Annotated in this window: 23 protein-coding genes and 1 tRNA gene; 9 read left to right on the forward strand and 15 right to left on the reverse strand. The window is 28.7% G+C overall.

Translation table 11 applies throughout. The features are described 5' to 3' along the window. The first annotated feature begins 51 nt into the window (after positions 1-51). Positions 52-2,004: a cation:proton antiporter gene (locus tag IPM32_15065; protein MBK8946575.1), complete on the forward strand. Its 1,953-nt coding sequence runs from the start codon at positions 52-54 to the stop codon at positions 2,002-2,004. 18 nt (positions 2,005-2,022) lie between these two features. On the opposite strand, the gene IPM32_15070 is transcribed toward IPM32_15065, so the two are convergent. From IPM32_15070 to IPM32_15135, 14 genes are all read right to left on the reverse strand, one after another. After that, positions 2,023-2,745: a 16S rRNA (uracil(1498)-N(3))-methyltransferase gene (locus IPM32_15070; GenBank protein ID MBK8946576.1), complete on the reverse strand. Its 723-nt coding sequence runs from the start codon at positions 2,743-2,745 to the stop codon at positions 2,023-2,025. A 6-nt stretch (positions 2,746-2,751) separates the two neighbouring features. Beyond that, complete coding sequence (locus IPM32_15075) at positions 2,752-3,060, reverse strand: FUN14 domain-containing protein (protein MBK8946577.1); 309 nt, start codon at positions 3,058-3,060, stop codon at positions 2,752-2,754. 14 nt (positions 3,061-3,074) lie between these two features. Then, positions 3,075-4,391: a hypothetical protein gene (locus tag IPM32_15080; protein MBK8946578.1), complete on the reverse strand. Its 1,317-nt coding sequence runs from the start codon at positions 4,389-4,391 to the stop codon at positions 3,075-3,077. Positions 4,392-4,405: 14 nt separating this feature from the next. Next, positions 4,406-4,813 carry a CoA-binding protein gene (locus IPM32_15085; protein ID MBK8946579.1) on the reverse strand — a complete coding sequence of 136 codons (408 nt, stop codon included), beginning with the start codon at positions 4,811-4,813 and terminating at the stop codon, positions 4,406-4,408. Beyond that, positions 4,814-7,675, reverse strand: coding sequence for an aminomethyl-transferring glycine dehydrogenase (gcvP, locus tag IPM32_15090; GenBank protein MBK8946580.1), 2,862 nt, complete (start codon positions 7,673-7,675; stop codon positions 4,814-4,816). It abuts the gene before it with no gap. An 85-nt stretch (positions 7,676-7,760) separates the two neighbouring features. After that, positions 7,761-8,543: a ribonuclease III gene (gene rnc / locus IPM32_15095; protein MBK8946581.1), complete on the reverse strand. Its 783-nt coding sequence runs from the start codon at positions 8,541-8,543 to the stop codon at positions 7,761-7,763. Then, complete coding sequence (fabF, locus tag IPM32_15100; GenBank protein MBK8946582.1) at positions 8,543-9,787, reverse strand: beta-ketoacyl-ACP synthase II; 1,245 nt, start codon at positions 9,785-9,787, stop codon at positions 8,543-8,545. The genes rnc and fabF overlap by 1 nt, the downstream gene beginning before the upstream one ends. Positions 9,788-9,895: 108 nt before the next feature. Next, positions 9,896-10,132, reverse strand: coding sequence for an acyl carrier protein (locus tag IPM32_15105; protein ID MBK8946583.1), 237 nt, complete (start codon positions 10,130-10,132; stop codon positions 9,896-9,898). 36 nt (positions 10,133-10,168) lie between these two features. Beyond that, positions 10,169-10,924, reverse strand: coding sequence for a 3-oxoacyl-[acyl-carrier-protein] reductase (gene fabG, locus IPM32_15110; protein MBK8946584.1), 756 nt, complete (start codon positions 10,922-10,924; stop codon positions 10,169-10,171). A gap of 45 nt (positions 10,925-10,969) precedes the next feature. Next, positions 10,970-11,884: an ACP S-malonyltransferase gene (gene fabD / locus IPM32_15115; protein MBK8946585.1), complete on the reverse strand. Its 915-nt coding sequence runs from the start codon at positions 11,882-11,884 to the stop codon at positions 10,970-10,972. Then, on the reverse strand, positions 11,884-12,897 hold the full coding sequence (locus IPM32_15120; protein ID MBK8946586.1) for a ketoacyl-ACP synthase III: 1,014 nt from the start codon (positions 12,895-12,897) through the stop codon (positions 11,884-11,886). Before IPM32_15120 ends, fabD begins: the two co-directional genes overlap by 1 nt. Beyond that, positions 12,884-13,909 (reverse strand): phosphate acyltransferase PlsX, encoded by a 1,026-nt coding sequence (plsX, locus tag IPM32_15125; GenBank protein MBK8946587.1) that lies wholly within the window; start codon positions 13,907-13,909, stop codon positions 12,884-12,886. The genes IPM32_15120 and plsX overlap by 14 nt, the downstream gene beginning before the upstream one ends. A 6-nt stretch (positions 13,910-13,915) precedes the next feature. Then, positions 13,916-14,095, reverse strand: a complete 180-nt coding sequence (gene rpmF, locus IPM32_15130) for a 50S ribosomal protein L32 (GenBank protein ID MBK8946588.1) — start codon at positions 14,093-14,095, stop codon at positions 13,916-13,918. A gap of 20 nt (positions 14,096-14,115) precedes the next feature. After that, a complete protein-coding gene (locus IPM32_15135; GenBank protein ID MBK8946589.1) occupies positions 14,116-14,613 on the reverse strand; it encodes a DUF177 domain-containing protein in 498 nt (165 codons plus the stop codon). Between the two features lie 118 nt (positions 14,614-14,731). Here IPM32_15135 and IPM32_15140 point away from each other — a divergent pair, with 118 nt between their 5' ends. From IPM32_15140 to IPM32_15175, 8 genes are all read left to right on the forward strand, one after another. Then, positions 14,732-15,622 carry an ATP-binding cassette domain-containing protein gene (locus IPM32_15140; GenBank protein ID MBK8946590.1) on the forward strand — a complete coding sequence of 297 codons (891 nt, stop codon included), beginning with the start codon at positions 14,732-14,734 and terminating at the stop codon, positions 15,620-15,622. A 1-nt stretch (position 15,623) separates the two neighbouring features. Then, the gene (locus IPM32_15145; GenBank protein ID MBK8946591.1) at positions 15,624-16,856 is read left to right on the forward strand and encodes an ABC transporter permease; all 1,233 of its coding nucleotides are present in this window, start codon (positions 15,624-15,626) and stop codon (positions 16,854-16,856) included. Between the two features lies 1 nt (position 16,857). Next, a complete protein-coding gene (locus IPM32_15150; protein ID MBK8946592.1) occupies positions 16,858-17,811 on the forward strand; it encodes a PrsW family intramembrane metalloprotease in 954 nt (317 codons plus the stop codon). Between the two features lie 5 nt (positions 17,812-17,816). Then, complete coding sequence (gene nadD / locus IPM32_15155; protein ID MBK8946593.1) at positions 17,817-18,404, forward strand: nicotinate (nicotinamide) nucleotide adenylyltransferase; 588 nt, start codon at positions 17,817-17,819, stop codon at positions 18,402-18,404. After that, complete coding sequence (meaB, locus tag IPM32_15160) at positions 18,401-19,372, forward strand: methylmalonyl Co-A mutase-associated GTPase MeaB (protein ID MBK8946594.1); 972 nt, start codon at positions 18,401-18,403, stop codon at positions 19,370-19,372. The genes nadD and meaB overlap by 4 nt, the downstream gene beginning before the upstream one ends. Before the next feature lie 138 nt (positions 19,373-19,510). After that, positions 19,511-20,056, forward strand: coding sequence for an arginine decarboxylase, pyruvoyl-dependent (locus IPM32_15165; GenBank protein ID MBK8946595.1), 546 nt, complete (start codon positions 19,511-19,513; stop codon positions 20,054-20,056). 115 nt (positions 20,057-20,171) lie between these two features. Next, positions 20,172-20,708: a helix-turn-helix transcriptional regulator gene (locus IPM32_15170; GenBank protein MBK8946596.1), complete on the forward strand. Its 537-nt coding sequence runs from the start codon at positions 20,172-20,174 to the stop codon at positions 20,706-20,708. A 153-nt stretch (positions 20,709-20,861) separates the two neighbouring features. Continuing rightward, positions 20,862-21,248, forward strand: coding sequence for a hypothetical protein (locus IPM32_15175; GenBank protein ID MBK8946597.1), 387 nt, complete (start codon positions 20,862-20,864; stop codon positions 21,246-21,248). A gap of 11 nt (positions 21,249-21,259) precedes the next feature. Here IPM32_15175 and IPM32_15180 read toward each other — a convergent pair. Continuing rightward, a tRNA-Ala gene (locus IPM32_15180) sits at positions 21,260-21,332 on the reverse strand. Between the last annotated feature and the right edge of the window lie 11 nt (positions 21,333-21,343).

The following is a 21,343-nucleotide window of genomic DNA, read 5'->3' on the forward strand; positions in this document are numbered from 1 at the left end:
AAAACTCCTCTTCTTTATTTAAATTGTAATAAAAATTATTAAGCATAAATCATGTCATTATTGTCCGATATAATTGTTCTTCTATCACTTGCAATTTTAATCATTTTAATTGCAACTAAATTAAAAATTCCCGTTTTAATTGGTTTTTTAATTACGGGCATTTTAATTGGACCAACTGCTTTAAGTCTTGTGAGTAATATTTCAGCTATTGAAATCCTTGCCGAAATTGGAATAATTCTTTTGATGTTTACAATCGGATTAGAATTTTCGATTGACAAAATAAATCAAATGAAAAAAGATTTTTTTACATACGGAAGTTTGCAAGTTTTTATTACTTGGATTTTCCTTGCCATTGTATGTTATATTTTTGGATTATCAATTTCTCAATCCATATTTATTGGGTTTACTTTGTCATTAAGTAGTACGGCAATAATTTTAAAATATTTAAAAGACAAGGACAAATTAAATTCTCAATCCGGAATAAAAATAACCGGAATCTTATTATTTCAAGATGCTGTATTAATTCCTTTCTTGATTTTTTTGCCAGCTTTAACAACTACTTCAAATATTTCAACTTCACTTTTGTATGATGTATTAATTTCCTTTGCAAGCTTATCAATTCTGCTTTTACTCAGCAAATTTTTAATTCCTAGACTTTTCACATTCATAATTAATTTGCGTTTAGCAGAATTATTTATTGTAACAATTTTTGTTATCATATTCGGAATTTCACTTGCCGCATATAAATTAGGTGCTTCACTTGCTATGGGAGCTTTTATTGCCGGACTTTCAATTTCAGATACTGAACATGCGCATCACGTAAATACCGAACTTATTCCCTCAAGAAATTTATTTAACTCAATTTTCTTTATTTCAATCGGGATGTTTATTGATCTAAATTTCGTAACTTCATATTATTTACAAATTGTGTCAGTTACATTATTACTTATAGTTATCAAAGGTTTCATCTTATTTTCAATATTTAATTTATTAAAAAATCCAATTAGTATTGGAGTTTTTACAGCTTTAAGTTTATCTCACATTGGTGAATTCTCTTTTATATTGTTAAGACTTTCTAACCAAAGTAATTTATTTTCAGATTATATTTATCAACTTTTTCTTTCTTCTTCAATTCTAAGTATGTTTTTTATTCCGATGTTAATAAAAATCGGAGAAAATATTTCAAGAAAAAGTATTATAAAAACCAAAGTTGGATATATAGAAAACGATGAAAATATAACGAAGAAAAATCATGCAATAATTGCCGGATTTGGTGTAAATGGAAAAAACATTTCTAATGTTTTAAAACTTATGGGAATTCCATTTATTATAATTGAAGCAAATCCGAAAACAGTAAGCAAATATAAAAAGTTGAATTACCCAATTTATTATGGCGAACTCGATAGAAAAGAAAATTTAGATTCAATGGGAATTATCAATGCAGCATTGCTTGTAATTGCAATCTCAGATATTGAAGCAACACAGCGCTCAATCAAAATTGCGAAATCTATAAATCCAAATATTAAATTAATTGTTCGCGCAAATTATGTAACACAAGTTGAGGAAATGTACAAACTTGGCGCTGATTTAGTTATTTCTCAAGATCTTGAAACTTCACTAGTTTTTATAAATCACATTTTAGACTATTATAATTTGCCAAGAAATATTACGCGACTTCAAACAAATTTGCTTAAAAAAGAACATTACAAATTTTTTACATCAAACAATCAAAATTACGATTGGAATATTTTTGAATCTGATATTGTTCAGAAAGACAATGAAATGTTTTTTATCAGCTCAAGTTCAAAATTAATTTCTAAAAATATAATTGAAATTGATCCGGTTAAAAATGATCTGATTAAAATAATTGGGATTGTTAGAGAAAATAAAATTATTTCGGATAATTTTGATGAAGAGAAAATTCAAAAATTCGATACTTTAATTTTATCGGGAACTCACAGAAATCTTGAAACGGCATTAAATTGGTTTGAAACAAATAATTAGAATTATTTATTCAGAAATTTATTTATTTAAAATGTTAGTTAAAATTGATGCTGCAGAAATTACTGCAGTTTCAGATCGCAAACGATTTTTATTCATATTCACAAAAACCGGATTTGGTATTTTATCAATATCAGCTTTTGTTAAACCTGCTTCTGGTCCAAAAAATAAATTTAATTTTCTTTTAAGGTTTTGAGAATTTTCTGAATTAGATAAAAAATAAACAAAGTCAATTTCTGCATTTTGTTCGAAAACTAAATTTAAATCACTTGAAATTTCTTGATATTTCAATTCAATAAATTCGATTGTTGGAAGATGAGTTTGCAAGCTTTGTTTCATTGCAGAAATTAAAACATTTTTCCATCTTTCAATTTTTATTCCACGTGTTTGACTTTTCTCAGCAGAAAATATTTTAAAATTTTTAATTCCTAATTCCACACATTTTTCGAGTGAAAATTCAAATCTATCGGAAAATTTTAATATCGGAATATAAAATGTAAAATTCGAAAAAAATTTTGTTATTGTATTTCTATTTAAAACTGTAAGATGAATTTCATTTTTTTTTATAACATCAATTTGCGATTTGAATAAATTTCCAATTCCATCAGTTACTAAAATTTCATCACCAATTTTATATCTCATTACTGATGCAATATGTTTAGCTTCTTCTTCTAAAATTAGAATTCTATCTTCAATAATATTTTGCGGATCCGTGTAATAAAATTCCGTGTTTGAAAAATTCATTTAAATTTATCCTTTCTTAAAACCAAAGATAAATCCAACCAATGCGGCAATTGCAAATGGAGCATTTCTAAGAAATAAATCTTTAATTGAATCAGTGGAAATATCTGCGCTTTTCACCAAATCAGCAGCTTTATTTCCCCATGATAGCCAGTCAACTTCCAAATATCCATTATAAACTGCTACTTGTATTAAAATAAATCCAACAGCCAAAAAGAATACTAAAATCTTTGAAACTTTTTTTGAAATAAAACCAATTGCAATTCCGGAAAGCAAACCAATTCCTCCGGATTTTAATGCAAAAATTATTTCTTCCATTTATTCCTCAAAATTTAAAATGAAAAACCGGATTCTAAAATAAATTCTCCTTTCCCGAATTCATCAAATGCATATTCAAATCTAAACGCATTGTATGGTAAAACTAGAACTGTTAAACCAAATCCCCAACCGGAATCAAAAGCATTTAAAGTTAATGGTTCACCATTATTGTAAGTTGTGCCGGTATCAAAAAATAAATTTGTATAAATTCCAATTCGCGCTGATGTTAATCTATTTGGCAAATATGGAAGTGATAGTGAGAAATCCCAAGATTTAATAATTGGATAATTCATTTCAAGGGAACCAAGTAAATAATTATTTCCTTCTCGCTTATCAAATTTATGTCCGCGAATAAATTCAAAATCTCCTAAAACCGATAATTCGTAAAACGGAACTTGTTCCCCGAAAGTATGGCGAAAATAACCTCGCCATTTTGCCGAAAGTTCACCAAATATTTTTCTGTATTCTCTGAAATCCACTGAAAAAATATTGTAGTCAGCATCGTTAATTCCAAAGCCCTTTTTCGAAAAAAATGTTGAGGCAAAAAGTCCATCATCTGAAAATTGTTTTAAATTTCTATTATCAAATTCATATTTAAAAATTAAAGAAAAAATTCTATCAATGTTTTTATTTGTAGCCGATAAGTTTGAAATTTTTTTTGGAATCTCAATATATTCAAACGAAGGTGAAATCGATAAGTTGTTAAATAAATTTAATCGATAACCTAAGCTTAAATTTGAATAAATATAATTGTATTCAAAATTTTTACCATTTAGATTTTGGGAAATTAAATTTCTGTTTAACACATCTGTATAACCTAAGCCAATTCCAAACGTAAAATTTTCTCCCGAAATTAATACCGGATTATAATATGAAATTGAATAACTTGGATTGTAACCAAAAGTTGCTAATCCGGTTATGGTTTCATTTCTTCCACGAAAATTTTTATAAAGCAGAATTATTCCATATGAGGCGCGGGATATTCTATTATCTCGAATACTTAAATATGGTAACGGATATATGTACCAGCTTTCAAAAACCGAAATTTCCAAAATGTTAATTTCGTTTTCTTCATGAATATTTAATTCAACTTTATTAAATAAACCTAAGCTAAAAATTCTTTCTTTGTTAAAATTTAACTGAGCTTGAGTAATTAATTGTCCAACATTAAAATCTAATTCTCTTAAAATAATTTCATCTTCGGTAATTTCATTTCCGGAAATTTTTATTGAATCAATTTTATAAAATATTTCAGTAGAATTTAGTTCATCATTTTGTGCAAAAATTGAAGTGAAGATAAAAAATAAAACTGTTAATAAAATTCTTTTCAAAATTTAATTTCCTATCAGAAACAATAAGAATGTTCAACTTTTATACATGAATCTTGAATAACAGTTATTCCCTTTTCAATAGAACTTTTTACTGCCTCATCATTTCTAATTCCCAATTGAAGCCAAAGAACTTTTGGATTTATTTCATTCACATCTTCAATAATTTGAGGAATATCTTCAGATTTTCTGAAAACATTTACAATATCAATTTTGTGCGGAATTTCTTTTAATGAATTATAAACTTTTATTCCATCTGCATTGGAAAAAGTTTTATTAGGATTTACTCCAACAACATCATAACCGTTACGTCGAAGGTAATCGGCAATATTTCTGCTAGTTCTAAACGAATTGCTTGAAATTCCAACAACAGCAATTGTTTTAGAATTTTTCAATATTTCACAAGACTCGCTCATTGTTTTCATTTATTTGTATGATTCAATTGGTTCGCAACTGCATACTAAATTTCTATCACCATAAGCATTATCTATTCTATTTACAGTTGGCCAAAACTTATTTTTCATTACCCAATCAACCGGCGCAACAGCTTTGGAAATTGGATAAGGGTGAGTCCATTCTTTAACAACATCATTTAAAGTATGCGGCGCATTTTTCAAAACATTTTCTTCTTTTGAATATTTTCCGTTTTCTATTTCATCAATTTCAGAATAAATCAATTCCATTGCATTACAGAATTTATCAAGCTCAAACTTTGATTCACTTTCAGTAGGTTCAATCATTAAAGTTCCAGCAACTGGAAAAGAAACCGTTGGAGCGTGATAGCCATAATCCATAAGTCTTTTAGCAATATCTTCAACTTCAACGTTCGCACGAGTTTTAAACTCTCTTGTATCTAAAATCATTTCATGAGCAACAAATCCATTTTTGCCTTCATAAAGAGTTTTATAATTTTTACCTAATTTTGATTTTATATAATTCGCATTTAAAATTGCTATTTGAGTGGCCATTTTTAAACCTTCACTACCCATCATTCTTATATATGCATAAGAAATTGTAAGCACACTTGCACTTCCAAACGGTGAAGAAGAAACAGCATGTATTGATTTTTCACCTCCAATTTTCACAACAGAGTGGCCGGGTAAATATTTTTTTAATTCTTCTGAAACTGCAATTGGTCCAACTCCCGGACCGCCGCCGCCATGCGGAATTGCAAAAGTTTTATGTAGGTTTAAATGACATACATCAGCACCAATTTTTGCTGGATTAGTTAAACAAAGTTGAGCATTTAAATTTGCTCCATCCATATAAACCAATCCGCCATTATCATGAATGATTTTCGTTATATCAATTATATTTTCTTCAAAAACTCCGTGTGTTGATGGATATGTAACCATCAATCCAGCCAAAATATTTTTGTTTTGTTCAGCTTTTATTTTTAAATCATCAAGATCGATATTTCCATATTCATCACACTTTACAACAACTACTTTATTTCCTGCTAATACTGCACTTGCTGGATTTGTTCCATGCGCAGAGGATGGAATAAGAATTACATTTCTTTCAAAATTCCCTCTATCTAAATGATATGCACGGATTACAAGAAGTCCTGCATATTCACCTTGCGCGCCAGAATTTGGTTGAAGAGAAACACCCGGCAATCCAGTTAATTCAGCAATTTGATTCTGCAATTTTTCAATCATAATTGAATAACCTTCAACTTGATCAAACGGTGCAAACGGATGAATATTACTAAATTTAGGATTTGACAAAGCATATAATTCACTTGCTGCATTCAATTTCATTGTGCAAGAACCAAGAGGTATCATTGATGAAGTTAAAGATAAATCTTTCTTCTCTAAACTTTTTATGTATCTCATCATTTCGGATTCTGAATGATAATTTTCAAAAACTTGATTTGTTAGAAATTCAGAATTTCTTTTAAGTTCTTTTGGAATACTTTCAAAATTATTTTCAGTGTGAATAAAAGGTTTGTTTATAGCTTGCGAAATTAATTCGATAAGTTTTACAATATCATCAAAATTAATATCTTCGCCGATTGAAATTCCTACCTTACTATTTTCAATCCAATTTAAATTTATTTCATTTTCAAGTGTTAAGTCTTTTAGTTTTCGATAATGCTCTAAATTTAGAGTAAATGTTAAAGTATCAAAAAAAGTTTCTGAAATAAATTCAATTTCCATATTCTTTAAATTTGAATATAAATATTTTGTTAGTGAATTTATTCTTTCGGCAATTTTTAAAATTCCATTTTTCCCATGATAGACAGCATACATTCCAGACATTATTGCAAGCAACACTTGAGCAGTACAAATATTACTTGTTGCGCGTTCGCGTTTAATGTGTTGTTCTCTTGTTTGAAGCGCCATTCTTAATGCGCGATTCCCTTTTGAATCAACAGAAATACCAATAATTCTTCCAGGTATAGATCTTTTAAATTCTTCTTTTGTTGCAAAGTATGCTGCATGAGGTCCGCCAAATCCCATAGGAATTCCAAATCTTTGAGTAGAGCCAACAACAACATCGGCATCAAATTCTCCGGGAGGTTTAAGTAATGATAAGCTTAAAATATCAGCGGCAACAATTTTGTAAATTCCTTTTTCTTTTGCATCACAAAACAATTTTGTTAAATCAAAAATGCTTCCATCCTCATTTGGATATTGAACTAAAATTGCAAAAATATTATCAGCAAGATTAAAATTTTCCACTGCATCAATTTTGATTTTAATTCCTAATGGAATTGCTCGAGTTTTAAGAACATCAACTGTTTGAGTAAATACTTTATCTGATACCAAAATTGTATCGGCATTTTTTTTATTTTGTTTTCGTAATCCGAATAGCATATTCATAGCTTCAGCTGCGGACGTTCCTTCATCAAGTAAAGATGCATTTGCAATTGGCAATGCTGTTAAATCGGAAATCATTGTTTGAAAATTCAATAATGCTTCTAATCTTCCTTGTGAAATTTCTGCTTGATACGGTGTATATTGCGTGTACCAGCCGGAATTTTCCAAAATATTTCTTTTGATAACCGAAGGAGTAATTGTGCCGTAATATCCCTGTCCAATAAAATTTTTAAATATTTTATTTTTTGAACCAAGGTTTTGCATTTCATTTAAAAGTTCTGTTTCTGTTAATGCACTATCAAGTTGCGGACTTTTCTCTAATCTTATAGAACTTGGAATTGTTTTTTCAATTAACTCATCTAATGAATCAATGCCAATAGTTTGAAGCATTTCTTTAATTTCTTTCTCAGTATGCGGAATATGTCGGTTTACAAACTTGTCATAATTTGAATAAAAATTCATAATTTTTCTCTAAATAATTGAAAAGATTTTAATAGGGAAATTTAATTAAATGTGAGCTTAATACGAATAAAATCTTGAATTAAATTTATGATTCTTTTAATATTTTATTTTTCTTTATTAGTAAAAGTGCTTCTTTTGCAGCTTCTTGTTCTGCGGTTTTTTTATTGGGACCGCTGCCAATTCCATAAATATTTTCGTTTACATCAACTCTAATTTTATAAGTTTTATTATGTTGAGGACCGGTTTGCTCAATAACTTTATAAACCGGTTGGCTAAGTTTGTTTGCATGAAAATATTCTAACAATTGACCTTTATAATTTTTATCATCTTTAATTACACCGCTTGAAATCTGAGGCATAATAATAAAATCTTCAACAAATTTCATTGCTATCTTTTCACCAAACTCCAAATAAATTGCAGCAATAATTGCTTCCAGACAATCTGCAACAACATTACCCATTTTCTTTTTTTCAACTGAAAGATATTTATTATTGAGAAAAATTAAATCTTGCAGATTAAGATTGAACCCAATAATTTCTAAAGAATTTTTATTTACAATTTGGGAGCGAGTTTTTGTTAGTAATCCTTCATCGGCATCAGGAAAATTATGAAATAGAAATTCAGCTGTAATTTTACCAAGAATGGAATCACCTAAAAACTCAAGTCTCTCATTTGATTTAATATTATCTCGAGCTAATTCGAGAAATGAGCGATGTGTGAATGCTTTTAAAAAATACTCTTCTTTAGATGGTTTTAAACCAGTAAGATTTTCAATTTTAGCTAAAATTTTTTCCTTTTTAATTTTATCAAAATCATCTGATATCGTAAGATTTTGTTTTCTAAAAAGGTTGAAGAATCTTTTAAACATTAACCTTCATATTTTTTAAAAAGTAACGACGCATTGTGTCCGCCAAAGCCAAAAGTATTACTAATGGCAAAATTAATACTTTTTTTAACTGCAACTTTTGGAGTATAATTTAAATCACATTCCGGACTTGGTTCATCAAGATTTATTGTTGGAGGAATAATTCCTTCTTTTAATGCCATCAAAGTTGCAATACTTTCAATTGCACCGGCAGCGCCAAGTAAATGTCCGGTCATAGATTTTGTAGAACTAACAGAAAGTTTATAGGCATGTTCCCCAAATAAATTTTTTATCGCTTGAGTTTCATTTTTATCATTTAATTCTGTTGAAGTTCCATGTGCATTTATGTAATCAATATCAGTTAAATTAATTTCTCCATCCCGAACAGCTTCTCTCATAGATCTAAAAGCGCCTTCACCTTCCGGCGGTGGAGCAGTTACATGATATGCATCACCGGTTAAACCAACTCCAATAATTTCTCCATAAATTTTAGCACCTCTTTTTACTGCATGTTCGTATTCTTCAAGTATAATTGAACCGGAACCTTCGCCCATTACAAAACCATTTCTATCTTTATCGAAAGGTCTTGAAGCAACTTCCGGTTTATCATTCCATGTAGATATTGCACGAGCTGAATTAAATCCACCAATTGACATTGGAGTAATTGCAGCTTCAGATCCACCCGAAACCATTAAATCTGCAGAACCTCTTTGAACAAGCATAAACGCATCTGCAATTGCGTGAGATGAAGTTGCGCATGCAGAAGTAGTTGCATAATTAGGTCCTTTTAAACCATATTTAATTGAAATATGTCCCGCAGCAATATCAGAAATCATCATTGGTATAAAAAACGGACTTATTTTTCTTGGACCACCTTCAATATAGTTTGTGTGTTGACTTTCCCAAGTATCCATTCCACCAATTCCGCTTCCATAAATAACCCCAAATCTTTCTTTATTAACTTGATCTAGATTAATTCCGGAATCATTCATTGCCATTTCCGCAGTTACTAATGCATAATGTGTAAAAGGATCCATTCTTTTTAAAGCTTTTATATCAATAAAATTAGTTGCGTCAAAATTTTTAAGTTCGCATGCAAATTTTGTTGCAAATTCAGTTGTATCAAATTTCGTAATTAATGCTGCACCAGATTTTCCGTTGAGCAATCCATTCCAAAATTCACTTAAACTATTACCAATTGGAGTTAGTGCGCCCATTCCGGTAATTACAACTCTTCTTTTATTCATATAAAACCTTAAAATTATTTTATGATATTTTGAAGGACAACAAATAATATATTCCGCTGCAAATCAGTAAATTGATTTGCGCGGAATTAATTTTATTTTTTGTAAAAATTATTTTGCAACTTTTTCCGATAAATATTTTGTAGCATCCCCAACTGTTGTAATTTTTTCTGCATCTTCATCTGGAATAGATATATCAAATTCTGATTCGAAACCCATTACTAATTCAACAATATCCAAAGAATCAGCGCCTAAATCATTTGTAAAAGAAGCTGTTGGTGTAATTTGTGATTCTTCAACACCTAACTTATCCATTATTATCTCTTTTACTTTTGCTTCAACATCCATATTATACTCCTTTAATTTATGAAATTGAATTTGTGGTTACATTACCATTCCGCCATCAACGGAAATTACTTGTCCGGTTATATAATCGGCTTTATTGCTGCAAAGAAATTTAACTAAATTTGCAACATCTTCTGCTTTGCCCATTCTTTTAAGTGGAATATTTTGCAACAAAGTTTCTCTTTGTTTTTCATTGAGTTCAGCAGTCATTTCGGTTTCTATAAAACCAGGCGTAACTGCGTTAACATTAATATTCCTTGAGGCAAATTCTTTTGCAGTGGATTTTGTAAATCCAATTATTCCAGCTTTGGAAGCTGCGTAATTTGCTTGCCCAGCATTTCCAATTAAACCAACGACGGAACTAATATTAACAATTCTTCCAAACTTTTGTTTCATCATTGGTTTAAATGCAGCTTTTGTTAGATTAAAAACGCTCTTTAAATTTATATTTATTACATCATCAAAATCTTTTTCACTCATTCGTAACAATAAATTATCTTTTGTAATTCCGGCATTATTAACAAGAAAATCAATCCTACCAAATTTATTTAAAACTTCATCAATAATTTTTTGCGAATCCTCTGTTGAAGAAATATTAACTTTATAACCAATTACAGAAATGCCAGAATTTAAAAATTGATTTTCAATTTCTTTAGCTATTAATTCACTACTATTGTAAATAAAAGCAATATTTGTTTGAAATCCTAAATTTGAATTATCAGCAAACGCATTAACTATTGCTCTTCCAATTCCTCTTGTTCCACCGGTAATTACAGCAACTTTATTTTCTGACATATTCAACTACTTTTTAATTACAATAATTTATAAAAAAAAATGATTTTATAAAATTTTATTTAAATCTTCAAATTTATCTATTCCAGTTACAGTAACACTTGGATTTATTCTTTTTACCAAACCTTGTAAAACTTTACCGGGTCCAATTTCAATAAATTCCGTTATTCCGTCATTAATCATATTTGAAATTGACTCTTCCCATCTAACCGGAGATGTTAATTGATCAAGCAATTGTTTTCTAATAATTTCACTTTGCATTGATGGTTTTGCAGTAACATTTGAATAAACCGGAATTTGAGTTTGAGAAATTTCTGTATTATTCAAACTTTCTTCCAATTCGGTTATTGCAGATTCCATTAATGGAGAATGAAATGCGCCACTTACAACCAACTCTTTAACTATTTTTGCTCCCGCATTTTTGGATAATTCCATTGCTTTTTTCACACCGAATATTGATCCAGAAATTACAATTTGTCCGGGTGAATTAAAATTTGCACATTGCACAATTCCTTCAACTGATGCTTCTGAGCAAATGTCAATAAGTTTTTCAGAATTTAATCCAACAACTGCTGCCATAGTACCGGGTGATTTAATTCCAGCAGATAACATTGCTTCGCCTCTTTTTCGTACAAGTTTGAACGCATCAATGGAATTCAAACATTTATTTGCAACTAAAGCACTGTATTCACCCAGAGAGTGTCCAGCAACGGCATCAAAATTTAAATTTTCAATTTCATTCAATAATAAAATGCTGTGGAGAAAAATTGCTGGTTGTGTAATATTTGTTAATTTTAATTCTTCTTCCGGTCCTTCAAACATTTCTTTGGAAATATTGAAATTAATTGAATTTTCAGCTTCTTGAATAAAGTATTTAGCTTTCTCAGATTTTTCAAAAATATCTTTCGCCATACCAACATATTGAGAACCTTGTCCGGGAAATATTAAAGCTCTTTTACTCACTAATCCAATCCCCAAGTTAAATATATTGATCCCCAAGTAAAACCGGCACCAAAAGCAGCTAAAATTAAATTATCGCCTTTTTTTAATTTTCCATCACGATAATATTCAGTTAAACAAAGCGGAATTGTAGCAGCTGTTGTGTTTCCATATTTGTGAATATTTACCATAGCTTTTTCTTTTGGAATTCCCATTCTATTCGCGGTCGCATCAATAATTCTTAAATTTGCTTGATGTGGAACAAGGTATGAAATATCATCAGCGGTTAGATTATTTTTCTGCATAATTTCGACAGAAATATCCGCCATTCCTTTAACTGCTTCTTTAAAAACAGTTTTACCATCTTGATACAAAGTATGATATCCTAAATCTACAGTTTCATGTGTTGGAGGATTTAAGCTTCCACCACCTTTCATATATAGATATTCAGATCCAGCTCCATCGCAATGAAGAATTGAATCTTTAACTCCAATACTTAAATCTTCTGTCGGTTCCAATAAAACCGCAGATGCAGCATCACCAAATAATAGACAGGTATTTCTATCTTTATAATTAATTATTGTACTCATTTTATCGGCACCGATAACTAAAACTTTTTTGTATCTACCACTTTCAACCAATCCGGCTCCAGTTTGAAGTGCAAATAAAAATCCCGAACAAGCTGCGGATAGATCAAATCCCCATGCATTTTTGGCTCCAATTTTATCTTGAACGAGACAAGCTGTTGCAGGAAAAAACATATCCGGGGTAACAGTTGCAACAATTATTACATCAATTTCTTCTGGTGATAAATTTGTAGATTTCAATAAATCTAAAGCAGCTTTTGCAGCCATATCACTTGTTGCACCGTTTTCTTCTTTTCTTCTTTCTTTAATTCCGGTTCTTGAAACAATCCATTCATCGCTTGTTTCAACAATTTTTTCAAAGTAATGATTATCCAAAACTTTTTCTGGAAGATACATACCAACGCCGGTAATTTGAGCATTTAAAATTTTTCCATTTTTAGAGGTTTCCATAGAATTCCTTACCCTCCTTTAATTTTTTTAATAAATCTTTTTCAAACATTTCGTATGCTTTTAATATCATATTTTTAATGGCAATTGGCGAGCTGGAACCATGTCCGATTATACTAATTCCATCAACACCCAAAAGCGGCACTCCACCATGAGTTTCATAATCCATATCTTTTAAAGAATCTTTAAAAACATTCTTTGTGATTAATGCTTTTAATTTATTTATTATTGATTCATCCGCATATGATCTAATTCGTGTTTTAAGAAAATTGATAAAACTTTCGCCAAATTTTAAAATTATATTTCCAATAAATCCATCAACAACAACAATATCAACTTTCCCTTTTAAAATATCTCTACCTTCAACATTTCCCACAAAATTCAGTTTAGATTTTCTGAGAAGTTCAAAAGCTTCAAATGTTAAAGAATTTCCCTTAGAATCTTCTTCACCAACATTTAATAAGCCAATTGTTGGATTTGTTATTCCATCAATTTCCTTAGCATAAATAGTTCCCATAATTGCATATTCAAGCAGATGATTTGGTTTGCTATCAACACTTGCGCCAACATCATAAACGGTGCAAATTCTTTTATCAGTTGTTGGAAATTGTGCTCCAATTGTTGGTCTGCCAAATCCTTTAATTCTTCCAATAATCAATGTTGATGCTGCCATCATTGCACCGGTATTTCCTGCACTCACGAAAGCATCTGCGTGTTTATCTCTAACCAACTCTGCACCTTTAACTATTGATGAATCTTTTTTAAGTTTTAGGGCATTTGTGGGTGAATCTTTCATTGTAATTACTTCACTGGAATGAATAATTTTAGATGAATCAAAAGTTAAATTATTTTCTAAAATGACTTTTTCAATTTCAGATTTAATTCCAATTAATGAGATATCAATATTTGGATTTTGTTGAATTGCTTGAACTGCACCAATCACTGGATTTAGGGGAGCAAAATCTCCCCCCATTGCATCCACAATAATTTTACATTTTTGAGAACTTATCGACATTTTAGATTATGATTCTGGAACAAATAAAGAACGTCCAGCATAATATCCACAACTTGGGCAAGCACGGTGACTTAATTTAATTTCACCACAATTTGAGCAGGTACTTAGAGAAGATGCAGCAGCTTTATAATGTGTTCTTCTTTTATCTCTTCTGCTTTTTGATAATTTTCTTTTCGGGTGTGGCATTTCTTTTTAACCTCTTTAACTTAATTTAATTTATTTTTTAATTTCAGCAGCGGTTCCCATGTTGGGTCCGTTTCTTCATTTTTACAATTACATTTTTCTAAATTTAAATTCACTCCGCAAGAGTAACACAAACCTTTACAATCATCTTCACATAATTTTTTCAATGGAATTGAAAGATTTGCATAATCAATTACATCATTCGTAATATCTATTTTATCTTCTTTTGAAGAAATAAAATATACATTTGCGCTATCAACAATTTCTTTTTTTTCAAATAAATATACAAGTGAAAATTCAGAATTTAATTTTGTTTTATATTCAGCATTACATCTATCGCAGATAAATTGCGCGGGAATTGTTAAATTACAATTGAGAATTATTTGATGTATGGATTTATCCATCATGCAGACTAAATTCAATTTATCAATGAACGGTTCACCAAGTTGAAGTTCACTAATTGATTTTTCAAATTCAATTTTGTGTACACCAACCGGAAAATTGGTGATTTTAATAATCATACTTATTCAAAAAAATATAGTTTTGAAATATATAAAGTGTATTTTTGATAAGCAAGATATGAAATCCTAACAATTTATGAATATAATATGATGTTTTACTTCAATAAATTCAATTTTTATGCTTAAAATTAGAAATATTTCAAAGTACTTTTCTTCTAAAACTGTTGTTGATAATCTTTCTTTCGAAGTCAATAAAGGAAGAATTTTCGGTTTAATTGGTCCAAATGGAGCCGGTAAAACTACAACTTTGAGAATTATTCTTAATATTTTAATTTCAGCTTCCGGTGAAATAATTTTTGAAGGAAACAAACTTGATCAAAAATATCTAAATATTACTGGATATCTTCCCGAGGAAAGAGGTTTGTATCCAAAAAGTAATGTTGTTAATACATTAACTTATTTAGCAGAATTAAAAGGAAAATCTCGATCTGAATCTCTAAAATTATGCAATTTTTGGTTAGATAGACTGAATTTATCCGAATATAAAAATTATCATCTCGAAGAACTTTCTAAAGGAAATCAGCAAAAGGTTCAATTTATCGCCTCAATTCAACATAATCCCAAAATTTTAATCTTAGATGAACCTTTTTCCGGATTTGATCCGTTAAACCAAACAATTTTCACGGAAATTATTAATGAAATGAAAGATGAAAAGTACATTATTCTTTCAACTCATTTAATGGATTTGGCAGAAAAACTTTGCGATGATTTTCTTTTAATAAATCAAGGGAAAGAAGTTTTAAAAGGTGATTTGGAAAAAATTCTTAATTCTCATCAAAAAAATATTTATGAAATTGAAAGCAAAAATCCATTCAACTATGATTTAATAAAAAATTTGGGCGGAGTAGAAATTTTAGATTTTTCTGAAAATAAATTTCTGGTTGATTTGAAAGAAAATAATTCGGATGAATTTCTAAAATTTTTGGTTTCACAAAATTCAATTACCACTTTTACAAAAAAAAATCCTTCTTTGCATGAATTATTTATTTCCCAAGTTGAAGGAAAGTAAAATGAATAAATTACTAACAATTGCAAAATGGGAATTTTTTGAAAAAATTAAACGCAAAAGTTTTATAATTTCTACAATTATGATGCCTTTCATTGTTTTACTTTTCAGTTTACTTCCCTCCTTTTTAATTAATAAAGGAAATGATTTTCCGCTGCCAATCGGAATTTTAGATTTTTCAAATAAATATGGGAAAAATTTTTCCGATGAATTAATGCAAAATTCTCTTCCAAACAATCAGCCGGCTTTTTTTGCATTTAATTTGGCACAAATTTCCAAAAACAAAAATGAAATTTTAAAATATGCTGATGATAAAGTTCTTAAAAATTTTGTAATCGGCTATATTATTATTGAAGAAAAAAACGGAATTGAATTAACTTTTAGAACTAACGATTTGTTCAATCAAGAAAAATTAAATTTAATAGAAAATTCATTTATTAAAACTTTTGTTTCAGTAAACGGAAATTCTCTTGGTTTGGAAAAAAGTAAAATTGATTTCGTTGTTTCACAAATTCCAATAATGAAAAAATCTTACATACAAGCAAATTCAGAGGAAGAAATTTTCAAATCATTTATAAATTCATATTTATTTATCATTCTTTTAGTAACAATGATTTTATTTTCTGGCGGAATGTTTGTAAGAAGTTTGGTTCTTGAAAAATCGAATAGAATTATAGAATTAATTTTATCAAGTTGTACATCAAGAGAATTACTTTTCGGTAAAGTTTTAGGTTTAAGTTTTTTCGGAATTTTTCAATTTGCGGTTTGGCTGTTTTTAGGATTTTTACTTCATCAAACAAATACTTTAAATTTTAGTACAATAAATAATTTGGGTTATCAATTTTTATTTTTCGTATTAGGTTACATTTTATATTCTGCAATTTTTATCGGAATTGGCTCAATTGTTTCTTTGGATCATGAAGCTCAACAATTAACGGGTTATATAAGCATATTTTTAATTTTCCCAATTATTCTTGCTGTTGAAATTATTAGAGCTCCAAACTCGGTTTTATCACTTTTGCTTTCATATTTTCCGTTAACTTCAGCACAGGTTATGCTTTTACGTTTAAATACTACAAAACCATTTCTCGAAGAAATATTTTCAATTGTTCTTGTTTTGGTTTTCAGTATTTATTTAGTGGTTTTTATTTCTTCTAAATTATTTAGAATCGGAATTTTGAACTCCGGAAAAAAACCAACATTTAAAGAAATAATTGATTGGTTAAAAATAAAATAATATGCCAATAATTTCTTCAATATTAGCTGCCATAATTCCAATGTTTTTATATTTAATTTTGATTTGGAGATTAGATAAAAACGAGCGCGAATCATTCGGAAATATTTTTAAACATTTTTTGTGGGGAGCTTTTGGCGCAATTATTCTAGGAGTTATTTTTGCATCAATTATAGAAAATTTTGCAGAATTTTATTTTCATCATGAAAACCAAATGCAATTTATAGGAGCTGTTTTTATTGCACCTTTTACCGAAGAAATTACAAAAGGAATTAATCTTTTAAAAAATTCAAATGGAAAACACTTTGATAATATTACAGACGGATTAGTTTACGGCGGTGCAATTGGTTTAGGTTTTGGAATGACTGAAAATTTTATGTATTTCATAAATTACGATGAAAATTTTACACAATGGATTTCTCTTGTTTTCGTTAGGTCTGTGTTTTCTGCGGTTATGCATGCAATTGCAACGGCAACATTCGGCGCATTTTTGGCAAAATCAAAATTCACAATTTCAAATTCAAAATTTTTATTTCCGTTAATTGGAATTTCACTTGCTATGTTTTTTCACTTTATGTGGAATTTTTCACTGATGTTTGAATTCACATATTTTTTCGGAATTTTATTTATGTTGATTCTCATTATTAGCTTTTTTGTAATTTTCAAAATGTCGATTAAAACTGAACAAAAAATAATTTCAGATGAACTTTTGGAAGAATCAGTCTTTTTAGGTTTGCCGGAATTGAAAAACATAAATTTTGCTAGATCGAAAAATCAGATTTTTACTAATAATTCTAAAAATAAGTCACTTCTAAATTTTGCAACAAAACTTGCTTTCAGAAAGTATCAAGAAAGAAATTCAAAAGAAAATTTGAAAGAAATTTATAATTTAGATATTGAATTATATCGTAAAAAAATTCTTAATCTTTTTGTTCAAGAAAACTCAGAAAATACTTAGGAAAAATTTTGGAAACTGTGGGAATATTTGGCGGAACTTTTGATCCAATTCATTTTGGACATTTAATTACTGCGCAAACTTTACTTGAAAAGAGAAAATTATCAAAAATAATTTTTGTGCCAAGTTATATTTCTCCGCATAAATTAAATTATAATTATTCTGATCCAATTCACAGACTGGAAATGACGAAACTTGCAACGGAATCAAATCCAAATTTTGAAGTTTCTGATTTTGAAATAAATCGTGATGAAATTTCTTATTCATTTAACACACTTTTGGAATTTTCTAAAATTTATAAAAATATTGAACTGATAATTGGTTTTGATAATCTTGTAACTTTTGATACTTGGCACAAACCGGATGAAATAATTAAGCTTGCAAAATTAGTTGTATTAAAAAGAATTTATGATAAAGAAATAAAATCAGCTCATAAATATTTTGGCGAAGCCGAATATATAAATACTCCAACAATAGAAATTTCTTCAACAGAAATTAGAAATAGAATTTCTAGAAAATTAAATGTTGAATATCTTTTGCCGTGTTCGGTTTTCGATTATATCAAAAAAAATAATTTATATTCTGCAAAAATATGAGTGATTTCAATAAACTCATTTCCGGAATTTTGGCAAAAAATAAAAGATCAATATCTAAGGGAATTTCTTTAATTGAAAATGATGAAACCCATTCAGAAAATTTTCTAAAAGAAATTTTTCCACATACTGGAAATTCATATAAAATTGGAATTACTGGCCCTCCCGGCGCCGGAAAATCAACACTCACAAATGAATTAACAAAATTATTAATTAAACAAAATTTTTCTGTAGGAATAATTGCTGTAGATCCTACAAGTCCTTTTACCGGTGGCGCTGTTCTTGGTGATAGAATAAGAATGAATGAAATTGGAATTTTGCAAAACGTTTATATAAGAAGTATGGCAACACGCGGAAGTTTAGGCGGGTTAAGCAAAAAAGCAATTGATGCTTCCGATATTTTAGATTCAGCAAAATTTGATTTCATAATTTTTGAAACTGTCGGCGTTGGTCAATCTGAGCTTGATATTGCAAAAACTGCAGATACAACAATTGTTGTTTTAGTTCCTGAATCCGGTGATTCAATTCAAGCAATGAAAGCCGGACTTATGGAAATTGCAGATTTTTTTGTAATGAATAAAAGCGATAGACCAGGATCAGAAAATGCAATTTTATCTTTGCAAACTATTTTGGGATTGAAAGATCACAATGAATTTTCATATTTTCCGAAAATTATAAAATGTATAGCAACGGAATCTTTTGGAATAAATGAAATTCTCGAAGAAATTCAAAATCATAAAGTTCATATTCAAAAAGTTGGGAAGTTTCAAGCAAACAGAGAACTTAATATTTATTCAAGAATAAAAGAAATAACGGAATTGAACTTTTCTTCTAAAATTTGGAAGAATGAAAAAATTAATATTTTGATAGAATCACTAATAAAATCAAATGTATCTCCTTATTTTATTTCAGAAAGAATTATAAAGGAATTTGAAACGGAATTTTGTAGAAATAATGTTTCTAAAATTTAATTTAAAATTATTTGAATTAAATATTATTTGCTGAAATACATTTTTCTGAAAAAATATTCAAAAACTCAAAAAAGAAATATTATCTAATTGAGATTTTTTTTAGATTTTAATTGTCAATATTAAATTATGGAGTAAAAATTGTACGTACCTAAAGAAATTTTTTTTACCAAGGGAGTTGGAGTTCATAAAGAATATTTAGCTTCTTTTGAGCTTGCTTTACGAAGCGCACATATTGAAAAATATAATATTGTAACTGTTAGCAGTATTTATCCCGTTGGTGTTAAAAAAGTTACTATTGCAAATGGAATTAAAAAATTAAGTCCCGGACAAATTATTCACGCAGTTATGGCAAGAAACGCAACAAATGAACCTAATAGACTAATCGCTTCTTCTTTAGGAATTGCAATTCCTTCTGATCCAACAATGTATGGATATTTATCAGAACATCATCCTTTTGGTGAATCTGCAAAAAAATCTGGAGATTATGCAGAAGATCTTGCAGCATCTATGCTTGCAACAACATTGGGCATTGATTTTAATCCGGATACAGCTTGGAATGAAAGAGAACAAGTTTTTAAAATGTCGGGACAAATTGTTAATACAACAAATGTTACACAATCTGCCGAAGGAAATAAAGACGGATTATGGACAACTGTAATTGCGTGTGCAATTCTAATTCCATAATTTTTATATTTTGAAAAGCGCAGAATTTTTCTGCGTTTTTATTTTAAGATTTGAATTTGTAAATAAACTTAATTTCTGATTTTTATAAATTTTATAATTATAAAAAAATTAAAATTTGACACCACAAGAAGAAATAAGATATTTAATTCAATCCCACGGAATAAAGCAAAATTGGCTTGCAAAAAAACTTGCGTTAAAACCACAAACATTATCTTATATTTTAAATGAAAGTTCAAAATTTGATAATCACCTTTACAAAACAATAAAAGATATTATTGAGAATAATGAAGATGAATTGGAAATGTTTAATGGTTTTGGTGAAACTAATTTTGATCTTTTTGCAGAAGAAAAATTAAGAATTGGAATTGGTGGAAGAATTAGACTTTTTGCTAAAAAAAAATACGGTACTTTAAAAAAATTAGCCGAAGCAATGGAAATTTCTCCTCAACAATTGCATCAATATATTAGTGGAAAAAGAGAACCGGGCTCTAAAATTTTATTAAAACTACTAAAACATGGCTGCGATATTAATTGGCTTTTAAGCGGTTCAGAATCTATGGAATCTTTTAAAATTGACAAATTGGAACGAGAACTCACAAAACTTCAAGAAAGTTTACTACAAATTTCTTCAATTGTAAAATCCAAATATTAGAACAAATTTTTCCCCATTATTTTAATAATCTAATCTAAAAATGATATTGTATTCCATTTGATTTTTATCATATTTTGCTCAAATTCAATAAATATCTAAATAAATTCATCGATAATCTTAAAAGAAATAAAAAGAAATTTAATTGAGGTAAAAATGTTTGAAAATTCCAATTGCAATTTGTTTTCAAAAATAATAAAAGAAAGGGATGGAATTTCTTACGAATTTAAATATTGCATAGAAATGAGTTTTGATGAGAAGAAAAAATTAAAGGAATTTAGAGAGGAATTTGCAAAAACAAGTCCAATTCATTTCAATTTTGATGAGCAAAATTTCCAGTTTAGTCAAAAAAAATATTTTAAGATAAATCAGTTTATAACTGATCCGCCGAAATTAAAAGATTTAGAATCCAAATTTATAAATGATATTAAACTAACAATTACTCAGTTTAACAATTTTCTTGAATTTGAAAAGATTGAAAATCTCGAAAAGAAGGAAAATATTGGTATTTCTAAAATTTTGGGAAATAATACAGAAGCATAGTAGTATAAATGTGGAGTTAAGGGGGATCGAACCCCTGACCTTTTGACTGCCAGTCAAACGCTCTCCCAGCTGAGCTATAACCCCAATTTTAATTA

It is taken from the genome of Ignavibacteriota bacterium (assembly GCA_016716225.1).
Taxonomy (GTDB): domain Bacteria; phylum Bacteroidota; class Ignavibacteria; order Ignavibacteriales; family Melioribacteraceae.